At 43.6% G+C, this 19,046-nt stretch carries 17 protein-coding genes; all 17 read right to left on the reverse strand.

Features of this window, described 5'->3' with window-relative positions; translation table 11 throughout:
- Positions 1–57: 57 nt before the first annotated feature.
- A complete protein-coding gene (ychF, locus tag ACHAL6_RS09975; RefSeq protein WP_395270502.1) occupies positions 58–1,152 on the reverse strand; it encodes a redox-regulated ATPase YchF in 1,095 nt (364 codons plus the stop codon).
- A gap of 153 nt (positions 1,153–1,305) precedes the next feature.
- The gene (locus ACHAL6_RS09980) at positions 1,306–1,743 is read right to left on the reverse strand and encodes a DNA starvation/stationary phase protection protein (protein WP_395270504.1); all 438 of its coding nucleotides are present in this window, start codon (positions 1,741–1,743) and stop codon (positions 1,306–1,308) included.
- A gap of 122 nt (positions 1,744–1,865) precedes the next feature.
- Positions 1,866–2,309 (reverse strand): Dps family protein, encoded by a 444-nt coding sequence (locus ACHAL6_RS09985; protein ID WP_395270506.1) that lies wholly within the window; start codon positions 2,307–2,309, stop codon positions 1,866–1,868.
- 135 nt (positions 2,310–2,444) lie between these two features.
- Entirely contained in the window at positions 2,445–3,092 is a 648-nt protein-coding gene (locus tag ACHAL6_RS09990; RefSeq protein ID WP_395270508.1) for a cyclodeaminase/cyclohydrolase family protein, read from the reverse strand.
- Between the two features lie 118 nt (positions 3,093–3,210).
- Positions 3,211–4,689: a histidine ammonia-lyase gene (gene hutH / locus ACHAL6_RS09995; RefSeq protein ID WP_395270509.1), complete on the reverse strand. Its 1,479-nt coding sequence runs from the start codon at positions 4,687–4,689 to the stop codon at positions 3,211–3,213.
- Positions 4,690–4,899: 210 nt separating this feature from the next.
- Complete coding sequence (gene aspS / locus ACHAL6_RS10000; protein WP_395270511.1) at positions 4,900–6,687, reverse strand: aspartate--tRNA ligase; 1,788 nt, start codon at positions 6,685–6,687, stop codon at positions 4,900–4,902.
- A gap of 3 nt (positions 6,688–6,690) precedes the next feature.
- Positions 6,691–7,944, reverse strand: coding sequence for a histidine--tRNA ligase (gene hisS, locus ACHAL6_RS10005; RefSeq protein ID WP_395270513.1), 1,254 nt, complete (start codon positions 7,942–7,944; stop codon positions 6,691–6,693).
- A gap of 12 nt (positions 7,945–7,956) precedes the next feature.
- Entirely contained in the window at positions 7,957–9,375 is a 1,419-nt protein-coding gene (hemZ, locus tag ACHAL6_RS10010) for a coproporphyrinogen dehydrogenase HemZ (protein WP_395270514.1), read from the reverse strand.
- An 8-nt stretch (positions 9,376–9,383) separates the two neighbouring features.
- Positions 9,384–9,983 carry an MBL fold metallo-hydrolase gene (locus ACHAL6_RS10015; RefSeq protein ID WP_395270516.1) on the reverse strand — a complete coding sequence of 200 codons (600 nt, stop codon included), beginning with the start codon at positions 9,981–9,983 and terminating at the stop codon, positions 9,384–9,386.
- Between the two features lie 16 nt (positions 9,984–9,999).
- The gene (gene dtd, locus ACHAL6_RS10020; protein WP_395270518.1) at positions 10,000–10,449 is read right to left on the reverse strand and encodes a D-aminoacyl-tRNA deacylase; all 450 of its coding nucleotides are present in this window, start codon (positions 10,447–10,449) and stop codon (positions 10,000–10,002) included.
- An 8-nt stretch (positions 10,450–10,457) separates the two neighbouring features.
- A complete protein-coding gene (locus ACHAL6_RS10025; protein WP_395270520.1) occupies positions 10,458–12,662 on the reverse strand; it encodes a RelA/SpoT family protein in 2,205 nt (734 codons plus the stop codon).
- 102 nt (positions 12,663–12,764) lie between these two features.
- Entirely contained in the window at positions 12,765–13,283 is a 519-nt protein-coding gene (locus ACHAL6_RS10030; RefSeq protein WP_395270522.1) for an adenine phosphoribosyltransferase, read from the reverse strand.
- A gap of 26 nt (positions 13,284–13,309) precedes the next feature.
- Positions 13,310–14,071 (reverse strand): hypothetical protein, encoded by a 762-nt coding sequence (locus tag ACHAL6_RS10035; protein ID WP_395270524.1) that lies wholly within the window; start codon positions 14,069–14,071, stop codon positions 13,310–13,312.
- Positions 14,072–14,213: 142 nt separating this feature from the next.
- Positions 14,214–16,319: a protein translocase subunit SecD gene (gene secD, locus ACHAL6_RS10040; RefSeq protein ID WP_395270526.1), complete on the reverse strand. Its 2,106-nt coding sequence runs from the start codon at positions 16,317–16,319 to the stop codon at positions 14,214–14,216.
- A 160-nt stretch (positions 16,320–16,479) separates the two neighbouring features.
- Positions 16,480–16,755, reverse strand: coding sequence for a preprotein translocase subunit YajC (yajC, locus tag ACHAL6_RS10045; RefSeq protein ID WP_395270528.1), 276 nt, complete (start codon positions 16,753–16,755; stop codon positions 16,480–16,482).
- 109 nt (positions 16,756–16,864) lie between these two features.
- Positions 16,865–18,013, reverse strand: a complete 1,149-nt coding sequence (tgt, locus tag ACHAL6_RS10050) for a tRNA guanosine(34) transglycosylase Tgt (protein ID WP_395270530.1) — start codon at positions 18,011–18,013, stop codon at positions 16,865–16,867.
- Between the two features lie 2 nt (positions 18,014–18,015).
- Positions 18,016–19,044, reverse strand: a complete 1,029-nt coding sequence (gene queA, locus ACHAL6_RS10055) for a tRNA preQ1(34) S-adenosylmethionine ribosyltransferase-isomerase QueA (RefSeq protein ID WP_395270532.1) — start codon at positions 19,042–19,044, stop codon at positions 18,016–18,018.
- Between the last annotated feature and the right edge of the window lie 2 nt (positions 19,045–19,046).

Consider the following 19,046-nt stretch of genomic DNA (forward strand, 5'->3'; position numbering starts at 1 on the left):
AGATAATGTTTGCAAAAAGAAAATCTCCATACCACTACAGTATGGAGATTGAACTCTTTACACGTTGAATCTGAAGTTGACCACATCACCTTCACGCATGATATATTCTTTTCCCTCGATTCTATAAAGCCCTTTTTCCTTGGCATGGGCTTCTGAACCAGATTCCATCAAGGCATCATAGGAGATGACTTCCGCTCTTATGAATCCTCTCTGTATATCCGAATGGATCTTGCCGGCAGCAACAGGCGCTTTTGTGCCCACTTTTATGGTCCACGCTCTTACTTCCTGAGGTCCTGCTGTCAGAAAACTCATGAGACCGAGTAGTCTGTAGCTTTCCTTGATCAGGCGGTCCAGTCCGGTTTCCTTGATGCCGTATTCAGCAAGCATTTCGATCTTCTCATCCTCTTCCAGTCCTGAAAGTTCTTCTTCCAGTCTGGCACAGATGGTAACAAGTCCGGAATGTTCCTTCTCTGCATGTTCTTTCACTTTTTTCACCATCTCGTTCTCTTCTCCTGACATGAGATCTTCCTCAGAGATGTTGGCCGCATAGAGAACGTCCTTGGAGGTCAGAAGAAACAGTCCTCTGATCACTTCTTTCTCCTCTTCCTCCGCTTCGAAGGTTCGAACCGGATTTCCTGATTCCAGATGGGCTTTGATTCTTTCCATGAGATCATATTCAGCCTGCGCGGTCTTGTCTCCTGAACGTTTCAGCTTCATCGCCTTATCCATTCTCTTCTCCAGCGTTTCAAGATCGGAGAAAATCAGTTCAAGATTGATGGTTTCAATATCTCTCAGGGGATCCACGCTCCCCTCAACATGCACAATATTATCATTCTCAAAACATCTGACCACATGAATGATCGCTTCCACTTCTCGGATGTGGCTCAGAAATTTATTTCCAAGACCTTCTCCCTGTGATGCACCTTTAACAAGGCCTGCAATATCATAGAATTCCACATGAGCAAAGACCTTCTTCTTTGAATTATACAGCTTCTCGAGATGATCCAGTCTTTCATCCGGGACGGAAACAACTCCGATATTCGGCTCTATCGTTGCAAAAGGATAATTTGCAGCTTCAATTCCGGCTTTTGTAATCGCATTGAACAATGTACTTTTGCCGACATTGGGCAACCCTACTATTCCTAATTTCATTCTTATTCCTCACTTTATTACATTCATTTACATCTTTTCAATTATACAGATGTATGGGTAATTTATCAAGGTGCTCAAAAAGAAAACCCTCTTCTCATGACGATTCAGCCAAAAACAGACCCCCCAGAAATCTGAGGGGTCTTGATTAACATATTAAGCTAATGTGGAATTCAGCATCCAGAGTTCCTTCTGATAGTATGCTGTGAATTCATTCATGATATCCACTGTAGGATCATCTCCAGCCTTTTCCGCTTCTTCCTTCACTTCAAGTGTTGTCTTAAGAAGATATTCAAAATCCTTTTTCACGATTTTCACTAAATCGATATCTTTCGCATATTCTTCGCTTCTTTCTTCGATTTTAGCGATCTCCAGTGCACCCTTAAGGCTTGCGACAGGCTTCATGTCCAGCTGCAGCATTCTTTCAGCAACTTCATCCATGTCTTCTGTGACCTTGTCGTAATATGCTTCGAATAGTTCGTGCATTCTGTGGAACTGCTTACCCTGTACATACCAGTGCACATTATGAAGCTTTGTGTAGGCCACCATAAGATCTGCCACATACTGATTGAGTTTCTTTTCAAGATTTGTCATTAAATTCATCATCCTCCGTTTTTAATTGCATTGCGTTAGCTTAGGCTGAATATAACTTGATTCTTTGTGGATTTATGATATTTTATCCACACCTTCTGAATCTTGTTCAGCTATAGCTGAACCTAAGCTAAAGTTGCTTTGATCATCCATAGCTGCTTCTGATAATATGCAGTGAACTCATTCATGATATCCACTGTAGGATCGTCTCCAGCTTCTTCCGCTTCCTTTTTCACTTCAAGGGTCAGTTTCAGAAGATATTCAAAGTCCTTGTTCACGATCTCGACGAATTCAAGATCCTTACCGAATCTTTCTTCTCTTTCTTCAATCTTTGTGATTTCCAGCGCGCCTTTTAAACTGGCTACCGGTTTCATGTCCAGCTGAAGCATTCTTTCAGCTACCACATCCATATCTTCCGTGACCTTATCATAGTACATTTCAAATAGTTCGTGCATTGCATGGAACTGTTTTCCTTCCACATACCAATGAACATTGTGAAGCTTGGTATAAGCCACCATTAAATCTGCAACATACTGATTGAGTTTCTTTTCTAAATTTCCTTTAGCCATTTTTTACCTCCATAATTTGTAATTAGTTTTAAATTGTAATGATTATCATTTACTGTATCTTTATAATACATCAACCAGAAACAATTTACAAGGGATAAACATGTCTAATTTGTAAACATATTATAACTATTATAATTATTGACGACCATAGATCTTATCAATAACAATAGCTACGATATCTTCTTTGAGATTCTTTGATTTTTCAACATACTCATCTGTCTGAGCTTTCAGACTGATGTTTTCCTCATTCACTTCTGACCCGGCCAGATTGATGAAAACATTAAGCGCAGCCCCTTCAATGGCGCTGTGTATAAGAATTGCAGCAACACCGGCATCGGATATGGCATTTTTGTTTCCATACTCTGTGGCAATCTTCAGTGCCTCATACATGTCAAAGGATTCTTTGACCAGCTGATAAGGAATTTCCAGAACACGTTCCTTTGCGGAATCAATCTTGCTCTTTCTCAGTATTTTCTCCTCTTCCGTTTCCTTTGGTAAAGAGAATGCAGCCATGAGTCCATCAAAAGATTCGGCGTCATTCACCATAAGCTCCAGATATCTGTTTCTGAAACGATCTGTAGCTTCTCTTGCATCTTTCATGGATCTGATGACGGATTCCGGATAATCTTTTGCAGCTTTCTTGTCAATAGTTAGATTAAAGACCATGGACGTCAGGGCTGCTGCCAAAGATGCACTTAATGCCGCTGCAGCTCCTCCGCCTGGAGTTGCCTTTCCTTCTCCTAATACATTGGTAAAATCATTAATGGTTAATTCTCTTAACATATTTTCACCTCTTATATAATATTTTAGACCTTATAGAATACAATTTCATGGTTCTCACGAGATATTAATTAAACATTATCATATTATTAACATGAAACAGATTTATTGACTATAATTCCTATATGTATGAGTCTAATATATCATAAACCTTGTTCATCTGCTCATACATAATCACATCTTCTTCAATAAATGGAACCCCTTCTCTGATCTTATTGTAGATTTTCGACGTTTCTTTGCCCAGTTTCACGTCTTCACGGAAATCAATGGCCTGACAGGCTGCAAACGCTTCAATCGACAGTACACGTCTGGTATTTTCAACGATGTCCCTTAATTTTCTGGCAGCTGTGTTTCCCATGGATACATGATCCTCCTGATTGGCAGATGATGGAATCGAGTCCACGGATGCCGGATGAGACAGCACCTTGTTCTCTGAAACCAGAGCTGCCGCACTGTACTGGGAGATCATGAAGCCTGAATTGAGTCCTCCAGACGGTGCCAGAAAGGCTGGCAGGTCATTGAGCTGATAATTCACAAGTCTCTCCAGTCTTCTCTCTGAGATGTTCCCAAGTTCACTCACAGCGATGGCGAGATAATCAAACAGAAGGGCCATGGGTTCTCCATGGAAGTTTCCTCCGGAATAGATTTCGTCTTCGTTCAGAACAATCGGATTATCCGTCACAGCATTCATTTCAATCGTGATCTTGTCCAAGGCATAATCCAGCGTATCTTTGATGGCTCCATGAACCTGAGGAATACATCGGATGGAATAGGCATCCTGTACTCTGATATCATTCTGCTTCGTAACAAGTGAGGATCCTTCCAGAAGTTCAAGAATCTCTCTGGCGATGTCCATCTGACCTTTATGGCCTCTCACTTCATGAAGCCTTGCATCAAATGCAGTGGTGATGCTTCTTAGGGCTTCCATGGACAATGCTGCAGAGAGATTTGCTGTTTTCAAGGCACGAGAAGCATCATAAAATGCAAGGGCACCTATGGAAGTAAGCGCCTGGGTTCCATTGATCAGGGCAAGACCTTCTTTGGCTTCCAGTTCAACTGGGGTGATTCCAGCCCGTTCCATCGCTTCTCTAGAAGGAATTGAATGCCCATTGTATTCAGCTTCTCCTTCTCCGATCAGTGTCAGCACCATATGTGCCAGAGGAGCCAGATCCCCTGACGCACCTAAAGAACCTTTTTCCGGTATCACAGGATGCACGCCCTTGTTGAGCATTTCCTTCAGTGTCTCCACTGTTTCCAGCCGGATGCCTGAGTAGCCTCTTGCCAGTGCGTTGATTCTAAGAAGCATCAGTCCCCGCACCTCTTCGGTCCTCATGGGATTCCCGATCCCGCAGGCATGCGAGATGATGAGATTCCTCTGCAGTGTCTTCAGTTCGCTTTTCCCGATCTTCACTTCAGAGAATTTTCCGAATCCCGTGTTTACGCCGTAGACAGCCTGTGTTCCAGCAGCCGCTTTTTCCAGCATTTTTCTGGACGCCAAGATCCTCTGTCTTGTGTCTCCACTGAGCGTTAGAGTTTCCTTGTCTCTGGCCACCTTTATAAATTCTTCTATTGTCAGTTTCCCATTTTCTATCGTTATCATATTATACCTCCTGATAATTCTATAATAATATGAAATCGTTTAAAATTAAAGTGATGATTGAAAATCTCGTACTATTTACCAGTATTTAAACTTCAAATTTTAGAATTTCTTAATCACTATGTGAATATTCAAAAATCTCCACCCAAAAAATACAGCTGTCACAGTTCTGCAGACAGCTGTATCTATACTCTTTCTTATTCAGTCAGAGCTCTATTCTTCTGTTTTCTTGACTATACCAATTCCTAATTCCATCAGCTGAACTGGATCCACCGTATTTGGCGCTTCGGACATCGGATCATATGCGTTCTGGTTCTTAGGGAATGCGATGACATCCTTTATGTTGTCCGTACCTGCAAGGAACATGACTAGCCTGTCCATACCAAATGCCAGTCCGCCATGTGGTGGTGGACCATACTTGAAGGCTTCCAGAAGGAACCCGAATCTCTCCCAGGCTTCTTCTTTACTGAATCCCAGTAAGGAGAACATCTTTTCCTGAAGCTTCGAATCGTGGATTCTGATGGATCCACCACCCAGTTCCTCACCATTAAGCACCATATCGTATGCCTTGGCTCTGACAGCACCAGGATCTGTCTCCAGCAGGTGGAGATCTTCTTCCATAGGACTTGTGAATGGATGGTGAAGTGCTACAAACCTTCCAGCTTCCTCATCTCTTTCAAGCAGCGGGAATTCTGTCACCCATGCGAACTTGAACGCTTCCGCGCCTTCTAGGAGATTGTATTTCTTAGCCAGTTCCAGTCTCAGTGCACCCAAGGACTGGAAGACCACTTCATCTTTATCCGCAACGATGAAAATCACATCTCCGGTCTTAGCTTCTGTTCTTTCAATGACTGCACTGAACTCTTCATCACTGAGGAATTTGGATAAAGGAGACTTCAGGCCTTCTTCCTTCAGCTGAATGTATGCAAGTCCTTTTGCTCTGTAGGTCTTCACGAACTCTCCCAGACGGTCGATGTCCTTTCTGCCCATGGATGCCCCGCCTGTTAGTGTAATGGCTCTTACACTTCCATTTTGCTCTATGGCGTTTTTGAACACCGCGAATTCGGAATTCTTTACAAGGTCAGTGAGATTCTTCAGTTCCATTCCAAATCTGAGATCAGGCTTGTCTGATCCGAATCTTTCCATGGCGTCTTTGTAGGTGAGTCTTTCAAAAGGAAGTACCACATCCTTATCCAGAACCTCCTTGAACACTCTCTGTACAAGTCTTTCATTGAGATCTATGATATCTTCCACACCTATGAAGCTCATTTCGATATCGATCTGAGTGAATTCCGGCTGCCTGTTGGCTCTTAGATCCTCATCTCTGAAACATTTGGCAATCTGGAAATACTTGTCGAAACCGGAAACCATAAGCAGCTGCTTGAAGATCTGAGGACTTTGCGGCAGTGCGTAAAAGCTTCCAGGATAATTTCTTGATGGTACCAGATAATCTCTTGCGCCTTCTGGTGTGCTCTTATTGAGAATCGGTGTCTCCACTTCCAGGAAACCTTCTCCATCCATGAAGTTTCTGATGGAGATATAGGCTTTGCTTCTGATCTTGAATATTTTCTGCATGTCCGGTCTTCTCAGATCGAGATATCTGTATTTCAGTCTTACACTTTCTGCAGCATCCAGATTCTCCTTGATGTAGATTGGTGGCGTCTCGGATTCAGACAGAATTTTAAGCTCCTTGGCAATGAGTTCCACCTGGCCGGTAGGAATGCTGTCATTGACGGATTCTCTTCTTTCCACTGTACCTCTTACAAGGATGCAGAATTCATTTCTCAGTCTGTCCGCTTTTTCATATGCTTCCTTGGAGTCTTCTTCTCTGAATACAACCTGAAGAATCCCTTCTGTATCTCGGACATCACAGAAAATAAGTGATCCCAGATTTCTTCTCTTTGCTACCCATCCGGTAACGATGACTTCCTGTCCGATGAACTTCTCATCCACAAGACCCGCCATATGTGTTCTTCTTGATTGGCCTAACATTTCACCCATTTATCATTCACCTCTTTTTACCATCTGCATGATTTCTTCAGCAGACAGCTTCACTTCGACTTGTTCACCGCTTTCCATATTCTTCAGGGAAGCTGTATTGTTCGCCAGTTCATCTTCACCAAGAATCATAGTGAACCTGGATCCGATTTTATTGGCATATTTCATCTGTGCCTTCAGCTTTTTACCCATGTGGTCAATGTCCACCTTCAGCCCCTTCTTTCGAAGCTGATGTGCAACAGAAGCTGCCTTTAAAGCCGCTTCCTCTCCCATGGACGCAATAAAGATGTCAAAACGTACTGGTTCTGGAATCTCCACGCCTTCATCAGCCATGGTCATGAGCAGTCTCTCAAGTCCTAACCCGAATCCGACTGCAGGCATCTTCGGACCTCCGATTTCTTCGATCAGATAATCATATCGCCCTCCACCACAGACTGTAATATCTTTATTGACGATTTCAAAAACCGTTTTGGAATAGTAATCCAGCCCTCTTACGATTCCTTTATCCACTTCATAGGGAATCTCCATGGCTTCAAGATACTTTCTGAGTTTTGTGAAGTGGTCATTGCAGTCTTCGCAGATGTGATCCAGAATAAGCGGAGCCTCCTTGACGATCAGCTGACAGCTTTTCTCCTTGCAGTCCAGAATTCTCATGGGATTCTTATGGAATCTTTCCTTGCATACAGGGCAGAGGTCCTCATAGTGTGGGGTCAGGAACTCTTTGAGCCGCTTATTGTAGTCTGTTCTGCACTCAGGATGACCGATGGAATTGATCTTCAGTGTCAGTCCATTGATTCCCAGTTCCTCGAAAGCGCTCATAGCGATGGAGATGACTTCGGCATCTGCAGAAGGCTCCTCACTTCCGAACAGTTCGACACCGAACTGATGGTGCTGCCTGAGCCTTCCCTTCTGTACATTTTCATACCTGAATACAGGTGTGAAATAATAAAGCTTCGTCGGCTGCGCATCCGCATACATAGACGATTCCACAAATGCTCTTACCGCAGGAGCAGTCCCCTCCGCTTTGAGCGTGATACTTCGTTCTCCTTTATCAAGAAATGTATACATTTCCTTCTGTACAACGTCCGTGGTTTCACCTACTCCACGTGTGAAAAGCTCTGTGCTTTCAAACATAGGTGTTCTGATTTCTCTGAACCCGTATTCATGGGCGATCGCTTTCAGATGTTCTTCAATATAATGCCATTTGTACGCTTCCATAGGCAGCATATCTTTGGTACCCTTGGGTGCCTGCAAGTCCATACTTTCTCCTCCTTATTCCATCAGGAACTTCATTTTCTTCTCCATCATTTCCTGAAATCTCTCTGTATAGTCATTAAGTCCTTTGAAGTTGGCGAAACGTTCGATGACGCCGTCCTTCACTTTTTTCGTTACGCCGTCTGCGCCAACAGCAATGATCGTTTTAACCTCTTCGATCATGACCATGTTATAAAGGTTTTCCATTCCTTCTTTCGCATAGCCGACATTCTCTAGATTCCCGACCATGTTCTTCTGCCGGTACATGTAGTACGGCTTCTGTCCGAGAGATCTTGCCATCTCATCCGTCTTCTGATACATGAGGTTCATTTCATCCTGCCTGGGCAGTGCGTATTTCTTTTCCATCAGAAAGTCTTCGTACAGTCTGGATGCTCTTTTCAGAGCAAGTCCATGGACCGTGATGCTCTCTGGAGAAAGGTCTCTGACCGCTTCAATGGTTCTCTCCACATCCTGCAGCGATTCTTCCGGCAGACCAAGAATCATGTCCATATTAATATTATCAAAACCCAGGCTCCTTGCCAAATGAAATATCTCCACAACCTTTTGATGATCATGATTGCGGCCGATGAGCCTGAGCGTATCGTCATTCATCGTCTGCGGATTGATGGAGATCCTTGTAGTGTGATGTCTTTTCATACTCAGCAGCTTCTCTTTCGTGATGCTGTCCACTCTACCGGCTTCCACAGTGAACTCCAGGAGGTTTCTGCCACGGACGAAGCAATCATCAATGCACTGCATCATTTCCTCAAATTCGTCCTCTGAGACCGCTGTAGGGGTACCTCCACCGAAGTATACATTATTGATCTTCAGCTCTTTGTCATCAATATAGTCTCGAATCTGCATCATTTCCATCTTTAAAAGTTTCAGATACTCATCTTTATACTGATTGCCCCTGTATACATTGGAGGCGAAAGAACAGTATAAGCACCTGGATGGACAGAAGGGCATCCCTATGTAAATATCCACAGAGTGCTCCGTGTCCACCTTCTTCAGAAGATCCGATTCCTTCAGGGCCACTTCATAGGCCAGCTCGATCTTTTCACGGTCCGCCAGATATTCTTTCTGGAGGAAAGCTGTAATTTCTTCCTTCGTCTGGTTCTTTTCAATGAGTTCTCTCACGATCTTCGAGGGGCGGATTCCGATGAGGATGCCCCAGGGAAGGTGCTTCTCCGTTTTGATTTCCAGCAGCTTAAAAAGCACCCGTCTCATGATGTTCAGATTCCGATCCGGATAGTCATGCACTGTAAGCGTAGCGAAGAAACGAACCGTGAGCACTTCCTCCTCTACTGTGACAACAATATCGGCTTCTGAAAGATCCGCTTCATCCAGATATTCGATCTTTCCGGCAGGATAAAACAGAGTGACTATATGATATACATGATATCGCAGGGAATTGTTGCTTCTAACTTTTATCATCTCTTCCCCTATCTTAAATAACCGTTGAAGGACTTTTCCATGCCCAAGGTCGTTTCAGGACCATGTCCCGGCATGACTCTTGTACTTTCAGGCAGCTTCATGAGTTTTTCCTTGATGGACCTTAATAGCTCTTCCATGTTCCCGCCGGGAAGATCCGTTCTCCCTACAGAATTCTGGAACAGAACATCTCCTGAAAAAAGAATGCCTTCGATGAGAAAGCTCAGACTCCCCTTGCTATGTCCTGGCGTTTCCAATATCCTGATCTTCTTTCCTGCAAAACTGAAGTCATCTCCCTCCTTCAGAAAAAAATCGGCTCTTCTCATTTTCCCGAAAGCCATCTTTCTCTGCTCGATGTATTTCATATCTGTTTCCGAAATATACACAGGAATTTCAAAGGCATCCCGAACCGCATCCACAGCTCCTACATGATCGATATGGCCATGGGTCAGTAAAATATATTTCAGATTGATGTTCATTTTCCGGAGATGTTTTACCAGTTCTTCCCCTTCATCCCCTGGATCAATGATCAGCGCATCTTTCGAATCATCATCGATCACGATGTATGCATTTTCCTGATACGCACCTAAAACAAGTTTATTAATCTGCATAAGTCCTCCCTTCACACTAGAAATTCTTCCTGCTATCCAGAAGAATTGTAACAGGCCCATCATTTTCGATGAGCACCTTCATCTCCGCTCCGAAAACCCCCGTCTCCGTATGATATCCGCTGTCTCGCAGATTCTTTACCAGAGTATCGTAGATTTCTTCCGCCTGTTCCCCCTTGGCAGCCTGAATAAAACTGGGTCTTCTTCCTTTTCTCGCATCACCATATAGGGTGAACTGTGAAATCAGAAGAATCTCTCCCTGCACTTCTTGAAGCGCCAGGTTCATTTTTCCTTCCGAATCTTCAAAAACACGAAGCCCTTTCAGCTTTTCTTCGATATAAGTCATGTCCTCCCGGGTATCATCATCTTTGATCCCCAGAAGGACATTAAACCCCTTACCGATCCTGCCTACAGTTTCTCCATTTACAATTACCTCTGAAGATAATACTCTTTGTACAACTGCTCGCATACTATCACCTACACATTGCCCGTTCGGAACGCATCCGTAACACTGGACAGTTTTCTTAATCTCTTTAGACATTCTTCCAGCAGATTCACATCTTTGATCAGTAAAGACAGATGGATCACGGCTGATTTATCTTTTCTTGTTTCCACATTCATCGCATTCAGTGGAATTTTCAGTTCATTCACAAGTGATATGATATCAGACACCAGATTCGGCCTGTCCATGGCATGAATCTGAACCCGCGCACTGTAGAGTTCCTGACTCTCCTTTTCCCACTGAACATCCACTATTCGATGGGTCTTGTCGTTCTTCATGGTTTCGATGTTGGAGCAGTCCGCTCTGTGGATACTGATCCCTCTGAAGTTCGTGATGAACCCGATGATTTCATCTCCAGGCACAGGATTGCAGCATTTTGCGAATCTCACCTGCACATTGCTCATCCCTGAAACCACAACACCGAAATATGACTTTTTCTTGGCTTTCTCTTTCTTTCTCTGCGCATCAATCATTTTTTCTGCTTCTAGAAGAGAAGCTTTGTTGTCTTCATTGATTTTCGCTTTCTTTTCTTCCTCCAGGACATCCTTCAGCGCTGTAACAATCGTGGAAGGAAGCACCTGGCTTGCACCGACAACAACGTAGAGATCATCAATATTGTTCCCGTGGTATCTTCTGATGAGTTTATCCAGCATTTCTCCCTTTGCGATATCCGCAAAGTTTCTGTCCTGTTTTTTTGCTTCTTTTTCAAGGAGTTCTTTTCCTCTCTGAATATTCTCTTCTCGCTTCTCTTTCTTGAACCATGCTTTGATCTTCGTCTTTGCCTGATTGGAAGTTGCTATGTTCAACCAGTCGATATTCGGACCCTTTGGTTTTGAGGAAGTGATGATTTCCACAATTTCTCCGGTGGCGAGTTTATAATCCAGTGTTACCATATTCCCATTGACCTTTGCTCCAATGGTACGATTCCCCACGTCCGTATGAATTCTATAGGCAAAATCAATGGGAGTCGCTTTATTCGGAAGATTGATCACTTCCCCTTTTGGCGTAAACACAAAGATTTCATCTCCGAAAAGATCGATTTTAAATGCTTCCATAAATTCTTCAGCATCGGATGTTTCCTTCTGCCACTCCAGCATATCTCTGAGCCAGATGAGTTTCTGGTCCATATTATCCTTAGGAGCTTCCTTGGAAGAACCTGTTTCCTTATATTTCCAATGGGCAGCGATTCCGTATTCTGCAACTCTGTGCATATCATAGGTCCTGATCTGGATTTCAAAAGGTTTCCCTTGGGGTCCGATCACTGTTGTATGAAGACTCTGATACATATTCGGCTTCGGCATGGCGATATAGTCCTTGAATCTTCCTGGAATCGGTTTGTAGATGGTGTGAACAATCCCAAGTGCCGCATAGCAGTCCTTGATGGAATCCACCAGCACTCTGATTGCTGTCAGGTCGAAAATCTGATCGATATTCTTGTTCTGCGCCATCATCTTCTTGTAGATGGAATAGAAATGCTTCGGCCTGCCATCGATGTCACATTCAATACTTGCATTTTTCAGCTTGTCTACAATGTCGTCCATGATCATGGAGATATAGGATTCACGTTCCTTTCTCTTCTCAGCGATCTGATTGACCAGATCGTAATACTCGGTAGGATACATATATCGGAAGGCTAGATCTTCCAGTTCCCATTTGATCCGGAACATCCCTAATCTATGAGCCAGTGGAGCGTAGATATCAAAGGTTTCCTTGGATTTTTCCTTCTGCTTTTCCGGCTGCATGTATCTCAGTGTTCTCATATTGTGAAGGCGATCCGCCAGTTTGATCAGAATGACTCTGATGTCCTTTGCCATGGCAAGAAGCATCTTTCTGACATTGTCAGCCTGCTCTTCTTCCTTGGACTTGTATTTGATCTTACCAAGCTTTGTCACGCCATCCACAAGCTCAGCGATCTCTTCGTTGAAAATCTCGCTGATTTCTTCATATGTATACTTCGTATCTTCGATGACATCATGAAGAAGCCCGGCTACAACAGTATTCGTATCCATGCCCATATCCACTAAAATGGATGCGACCTCCACAGGATGAGTCACATAAGGCTCTCCTGAAATTCTTCTTTGGTCACCATGAGCTTCTGCAGCCAGATTATATGCTTTTATAACAAGTTCCTTGTTAATATTGCCTGCTTTATCAATCTTTTTCATTAAATCGTACAGCATTTGTCTTCCTCATTTCCATCACAAATAAACATCTATGAATAACGTATAGGCTGGTATATCACCAGCCTTTTCAATCATTATATTTTATCTTTAAAAACTTGTCTATATATCGTACTGAACCATGGAATTGACATTGTATCCATCCAGCTTATCTCTACCATGAAGTTCCGTCAGTTCGATCATGAAATCGACTGAAACCACTTCACCGCCGGCCATTTCAATCAGTTTTGCACACGCGGATATGGTCCCTCCTGTAGCAAGAAGATCATCCACCAAAGCGACTCTGTCACCTTTTCTGAATGCGTTCTTGTGAATTTCAAGAGTGTCAGAACCGTATTCCAGGTCGTATGTGATGGAAACTGTTTCCTGTGGCAGTTTGCCCGGCTTACGGATTGGAATGAAACCGACTCCCAGCGCATAGGCGAGAGGTACTCCGAATATGAAGCCTCTGGCTTCAGGACCCGCAATATAATCCACACCCTCTGCTCTCAGTTTTTCAGCCATGGTGTCAATAAGCTCCTTAAAAGCCGCTCCGTCACCAATAAGGGGGGTGATGTCCTTGAAACTGATTCCTTTTTTAGGGAAATCCTCAATGATGGCAATCTTTTCTTTAAAATCCATGTTAACCTCCAAAGTTACTTTCTATTTTAACTATTGATAAGATACTTGGCAATTTGTTCTGCCCGATTCGTATCTTCTGTAGTAAGCAGTTCTATGATTATACGTGCATTATCCACCATGGACCAGGGGTTCTCTTTGGGTGTGATCAGTTTTCTGAGATCCTTCTCATCACAGGGTTTCAGTCTTTTCAGTGATTCTATGCCATAATTGGTTGATATCTTCAGCCGATTGAGCCCCATATTTAGAACTTCATCTTCATCGACATCTTCCTCATCAGATCCGAGGTAGACCAGGTCGATGTATCTGAAAATGTTCCTAGTGTCGTAATTAATCGACAAGTCTTTCGCAAAGACAAAAACATTCTTGAGCAGCGTATCATCCCCCGAACTGAATCCGTATGTGATCTGATCTTCCCCGTGTCCGATGGACACAAGATCCGTATCACAGTCTTCCAGTGCGTCATGGACACTTTCGGTAAAGGTCTCATTTAATGAAAGCATGACACCAGGGTTGAAGAAGTTGAGGTGGGTTTTAGCATCAGCAATAAGACTCTCACGATTCCCTCCCTTCGGGATCAGAAAATAGTCAAAGTCTGCATTGAAATATCTGAGCACAAGAATCAGCGTAGCGATACTACAGATCCCTTCGCGGTTCCCTCTTCCATATATGAGGATCTTCTCTCGATTGTTAACTGCCTTCATTATTCTGAAAATAGTCTTATGGGTATATTTCGGCGTACTGATTGCATCTGCACCCTTGAATATCGCCCTTAAATATGTAGTCACCATACGCATCCCTCACCTGTTGAAACAATTCTTATTATAATACAAATCCTTGCGCACCACAACGAAACCGTGAACATTAGCGATACAAAATAAATATAAGGCTGCCCATTCAAGCAGCCTTACTTCAACTGATCTGATTACAGTATTACTTTCTCTTTCGCGCTCTGTCTTCCAGGTAAATCCACATTGGTCCTGCGATGAAGAAGGTGGATAATCCGCCTACTACAACACCGATGGAGATCGGAAGTGCGAAGTCTCTGATCTGAGGTACAAATATGGCTACTGACAGAATTGTGAATAACGTAGTCAGCAATGTTCCTACAGATCTGGTGAACGCATCATTCATGGACATGTTCACGAGTGCTCTTGAACTGATTCCAGGATGCAGGTTCTTGTTTTCTCTCAGTCGGTCAAATACAACGATGGTATCATTGATTGAATAACCCAGGATTGTGAGAACCGCTGCAATGAATGGTGTGTTGACTGAAATTCTCAGCACTGCATATACTGCCACAAGGAATATGATATCGTGGACCAGCGCTGTGATTGCAGCGAATCCGTAATTCTTTTTGAATCTCAGTGAAATGTAGACAAGCATGAAGACTGCTGCCAGAATCACTGCCTTTATTCCGCCTTCGGTCAGTTCCTTCCCTACGGAAGCACCGATTTCGTCCAGAGTGATAATGCTGTCATCCTCCAGAGAATAGTCTTCCTTGATGTTGTTCACCAGATCATCGATGGTATCCGTGGAAAGAGCCTGGCTTCTGACTTCAATCTGTGTCCCATCCACTTTCTGTGTCACTGCATTGGCATCATAGACTTTTACGATTTCATCCATTTCCGCTTTATCAAAGTCTTCTCCGACTTCCATGACAAGTCTTGTTCCACCTGCAAAATCGAGTCCAAGATTCAGCCCCTGAGTACCTATGAAGAATAATCCTACTGCCAGTACAGCAGCTGCAAGGATTCTCCATACTTTTGCACCGGATATGAAATCGATCTTTCTCTCTCTGATCTGATCAGATACACCGAAATCCTTAGGTTTTGACAGGAAGCCCATTCTTAATCCCAGCCACATCAAGTGCTTGGTTATGAATAGTGCAGAGAATAGTGATATCACGATACCGATCATGAGTGTGAGTGCAAATCCTTTTACGGAACCTGACCCTACAAAGTATAAGACAAGTCCGGCAATGATTGTGGTGATGTTCGCATCTATGATTGAACTCATGGCATTGGAGAAACCACCTTCAATTGCTTTATGGATATTGCTTGTTCCGCGAAGTTCTTCTTTGATTCTTTCGAAAATCAGCACATTCGCATCCACCGCCATACCGATGGTGAGCAGGAATCCGGCAATACCCGCCAAGGATAGTGTCGCATTGATTCCATAGAACACGAACAGCAGCAGCCATACATAGAATCCCAGTGCTACAGAAGCCAGGAACCCTGGTCTTCTATATTTCAGAAGCATGTAGACTACAACCAGTGATAACCCGATGGCAGATGCTCTCATTACATCTCCCATGACACCAGCACCGAGGCTTGGACCTACAGTCTTCACCTGGATTGCTTCTACAGGATATGGAAGTGCTCCGGAATTGATGATTCCAGCCAGATACTGCGCTTCCTCAACGGATGCCATACCTGTGATCATCGCTTCTCCACCTGTGATGACATCATTGACCATAGGCGCTGAAAGCACCTCATCATCCATGTTGATGCTGATCTGCTTTCCTCTGAATTCCGTTGTGGCTGCTTCGAACTTCTCTGCACCCACTGCATTCAGTACCATAGAAACCACAGGTTTGCTTGTGGAATCCAGCATCGCTGATGCAGATGTCACATCACTTCCTGTCAGTATGATATTTCCGTCCGGATCTTCAAATGTCAGTTCTCCGGTTGTCTGAAGATTCGTCACGATTTCACTGGAGTTGTATACTCCAGGAATATCGATTCTGATTCTCTTCTCCCCTTCTGTGACGGAAACTGTCTCGCTTACGCCGATCTTGTTGACTCTGGAGTCCAGCAGCGTTTTTATGGAAGAGAGCTCTTCCGCTTTCAGTGAATCTGTCTGAACCTCCATCACAACGGATACCCCGCCCTGAAGATCAAGCCCTCTGTTGATCACTTCTCCAAAGGATTTGAATCTGTAACTGCCAAGTGTCAATCCATTGATACCTGTATAGGCTAGAAAGGATAATACTAATAAGATAATGACGAAAATGGTAATATTTCCTCTTTTCTTCATAATGAAATAACCTCCGTTTAATTTAGCGCTTTATTCAACAATAATTTCACTAACCCGTTTTTTTGTTCTGATAATCTAAGTGCCGATTGGATTTTCACAAATCAAAGGGCAGAGCTTTAGCACTGCCCCTGATCTTTTCATATTCAATTGGAAAAGCTGGCTATTCAGCAACACCAGTTCTCACTGCTGCCACAGCACTTTTCGCAAACTTGATCTTCACTCTGTCAGCGCCAGTTTCCAGGGTTATCGTTTCTTCATCCAGCTTTACGATTTTTCCGATGATACCCCCTCTTGTCGTAACTTCATCGTTCACCTTCAGCTCACTGATCATCTTCTGAAACGCTGTCTTTCTCTTCTTCTCTGGAAGAAACAGCATGAAGTACATGAGTCCAAGGAATAGGATAATTGGTAAAACCTGTCTTATGATATTTTCCATTATTATGCCTCCAATGTTTAATACTACTATTATAGTGAATTTTTTATGAATAAGAAAGATAAATTTGGAAATTCATCCTTATATCTTATTAATTCCCGATTTTTCCCGTCTATTTCTCAATATGAGGTTCCTGCCCTCTGGACCATTCTGCAAGCTTCTGCGCTTTGAATTCATGGAACCGATCTTCATCAATGGCTGTTCTGATATCCTCCATGAGCTTGTTGTAGAAATACAGATTATGAAGCACACAGAGTCTCAGAGCCAGCATTTCCTTCGCTTTGAACAAATGTCTGATATAGCCCCTTGTGTAGTCTCTGCAGGCAGGGCACTGGCAGCCTTCATCAATGGGCTTTTCATCCATTTCAAAACGCTTGTTGTTGAGATTGATTTTCCCCCTTGCGGTGAATACATGGCCATGTCTTCCATTTCTCGCCGGTAGAACGCAATCGAAAAAATCTACGCCTCTTTCAACAGATTCCAGAATGTTTTCTGGTGTTCCGACGCCCATGAGATAAATGGGTTTGTCTTCAGGAAGGTGCGGTACTACCGCATCAAGTGTTCGGTACATCTCTTCATGGGTTTCACCAACCGCAAGTCCACCGATGGCATATCCGTCCAGATCCATCTTTGCAATCTCTTGTGCATGTCTGATGCGGATATCTTCGTAGGTTCCGCCCTGATTGATGCCAAACAGCATCTGTTTTTTGTTGATCGTGTTTTCCTGCGCATTCAGGCGATCGATTTCATTCTTTGACCTCACAAGCCACCTTGTGGTTCTTTCAACGGAACGCTCCACATATTCTCTCTCCGCAGGAAGCTCTATGCATTCATCAAAGGCCATGGCGATGGTGGATCCCAGGTGAGACTGGATTCTCATGGACTCTTCAGGACCCATGAAGATTCGGCTACCATCAATATGGGAACTGAAATAGACCCCTTCTTCTTTGATCTTTCTGATCTTTGCCAGAGAAAAGACCTGGAACCCTCCGGAATCCGTCAGAATAGGGCCATCCCAGTTCATGAACTTATGAAGCCCTCCCATTTTATAGACCAGCTTATCTCCCGGTCTCAGGTGCAGATGGTAGGTATTGCTCAGTTCCACCTGGCACCCGATTTCCTTCAGGTCCATTGAGGAAACCGCTCCTTTTATCACACCTAGTGTTCCGACATTCATGAACACCGGTGTTTCTATGGTTCCATGAGGTGTTTCAAAACGACCTCTTCTTGCTCTTTTCTCTTTCTTTAATAATGTGTACATACTTATTCCTTAATAAACATCGAATCACCGAAACTGAAGAACCGGTATTTCTCTTTTACCGCAGTCTCATAGGCATTCATGATATTTTCCTTTCCTGCCAGTGCAGAGACCAGCATAATTAATGTAGATTCCGGAAGATGGAAATTCGTGATCAGACAGTCAATGCATTTGAACTGATATCCCGGATAAATGAAGATCTTCGTATAACCGGAATCCTCTTTCACGAATCCATCTTCATCTGCTATGGTTTCCAGCGTTCTGGTAGATGTTGTTCCTACGGAAATCACCCTGTTTCCCTTTCGCTTGGCATTGTTTATGATCTCCGCATTATGCGCATCTAAACTGTAGAATTCAGAATGCATGTCATGATTTTCAACCGATTCCACCTTAACAGGTCTGAAGGTGCCAAGTCCCACATGCAGTGTCAGAAATGCGATTTCCACACCAAGCTCTCTGATTTCCATCAGCAGCTTCTCCGTGAAATGCAGACCTGCTGTAGGTGCTGCTGCAGATCCCTCTGATTTTGAATAGACCGTCTGATACCGCTCCTTGTCTTCCAGTTTTTCCTTGATGTAAGGTGGAAGTGGCATTTCACCTAGACGGTCCAGTATTTCTTCAAAAACGCCATCGTAATGAAACTGCACGATTCTGTTTCCGTTGTCCAGCACTTCGATTACCTCGGCTTTCAGAAGCCCTTCTCCAAAGGTGAATTTCGCGCCTACCCTGGCTCTCTTGCCCGGTTTTGCAAGACACTCATATGTATCCAGATTCTTCCTGTTTAAAAGGAGAAACTCGATCTTCCCTTCCGTCTCCTCCTTCATGCCAAGAAGTCTTGCCGGGATCACTCTGGTATCATTGAGCACCATGACATCCCCTTTTTTCAGATAATCCAGGATATTGTGGAATTTCCTGTGTTCCAGGTCCCCTGTATTCTTATCCACCACCAGAAGCCTGGACTGATCTCTTTCCTCCAGGGGATGCTGCGCGATGAGTTCCAATGGCAATTCAAAATTAAAATCTTCTACTCTCAAAT

The sequence above is a fragment of the Proteiniclasticum sp. C24MP genome, from assembly GCF_043951855.1.
In the GTDB taxonomy this organism is placed as follows: Bacteria; Bacillota; Clostridia; order Clostridiales; family Clostridiaceae; genus Proteiniclasticum.

Coding starts and splice junctions, on each gene's coding strand:
- ychF (WP_395270502.1), bottom strand. CDS start 1,152: ATGAAATTAGGAATAGTAGGGTTGCCCAATGTCGGCAAAAGTACATTG.
- ACHAL6_RS09980 (WP_395270504.1), bottom strand. CDS start 1,743: ATGACAAATCTTGAAAAGAAACTCAATCAGTATGTGGCAGATCTTATG.
- ACHAL6_RS09985 (WP_395270506.1), bottom strand. CDS start 2,309: ATGGCTAAAGGAAATTTAGAAAAGAAACTCAATCAGTATGTTGCAGAT.
- ACHAL6_RS09990 (WP_395270508.1), bottom strand. CDS start 3,092: ATGTTAAGAGAATTAACCATTAATGATTTTACCAATGTATTAGGAGAA.
- hutH (WP_395270509.1), bottom strand. CDS start 4,689: ATGATAACGATAGAAAATGGGAAACTGACAATAGAAGAATTTATAAAG.
- aspS (WP_395270511.1), bottom strand. CDS start 6,687: ATGGGTGAAATGTTAGGCCAATCAAGAAGAACACATATGGCGGGTCTT.
- hisS (WP_395270513.1), bottom strand. CDS start 7,944: ATGGACTTGCAGGCACCCAAGGGTACCAAAGATATGCTGCCTATGGAA.
- hemZ (WP_395270514.1), bottom strand. CDS start 9,375: ATGATAAAAGTTAGAAGCAACAATTCCCTGCGATATCATGTATATCAT.
- ACHAL6_RS10015 (WP_395270516.1), bottom strand. CDS start 9,983: ATGCAGATTAATAAACTTGTTTTAGGTGCGTATCAGGAAAATGCATAC.
- dtd (WP_395270518.1), bottom strand. CDS start 10,449: ATGCGAGCAGTTGTACAAAGAGTATTATCTTCAGAGGTAATTGTAAAT.
- ACHAL6_RS10025 (WP_395270520.1), bottom strand. CDS start 12,662: ATGCTGTACGATTTAATGAAAAAGATTGATAAAGCAGGCAATATTAAC.
- ACHAL6_RS10030 (WP_395270522.1), bottom strand. CDS start 13,283: ATGGATTTTAAAGAAAAGATTGCCATCATTGAGGATTTCCCTAAAAAA.
- ACHAL6_RS10035 (WP_395270524.1), bottom strand. CDS start 14,071: ATGGTGACTACATATTTAAGGGCGATATTCAAGGGTGCAGATGCAATC.
- secD (WP_395270526.1), bottom strand. CDS start 16,319: ATGAAGAAAAGAGGAAATATTACCATTTTCGTCATTATCTTATTAGTA.
- yajC (WP_395270528.1), bottom strand. CDS start 16,755: ATGGAAAATATCATAAGACAGGTTTTACCAATTATCCTATTCCTTGGA.
- tgt (WP_395270530.1), bottom strand. CDS start 18,013: ATGTACACATTATTAAAGAAAGAGAAAAGAGCAAGAAGAGGTCGTTTT.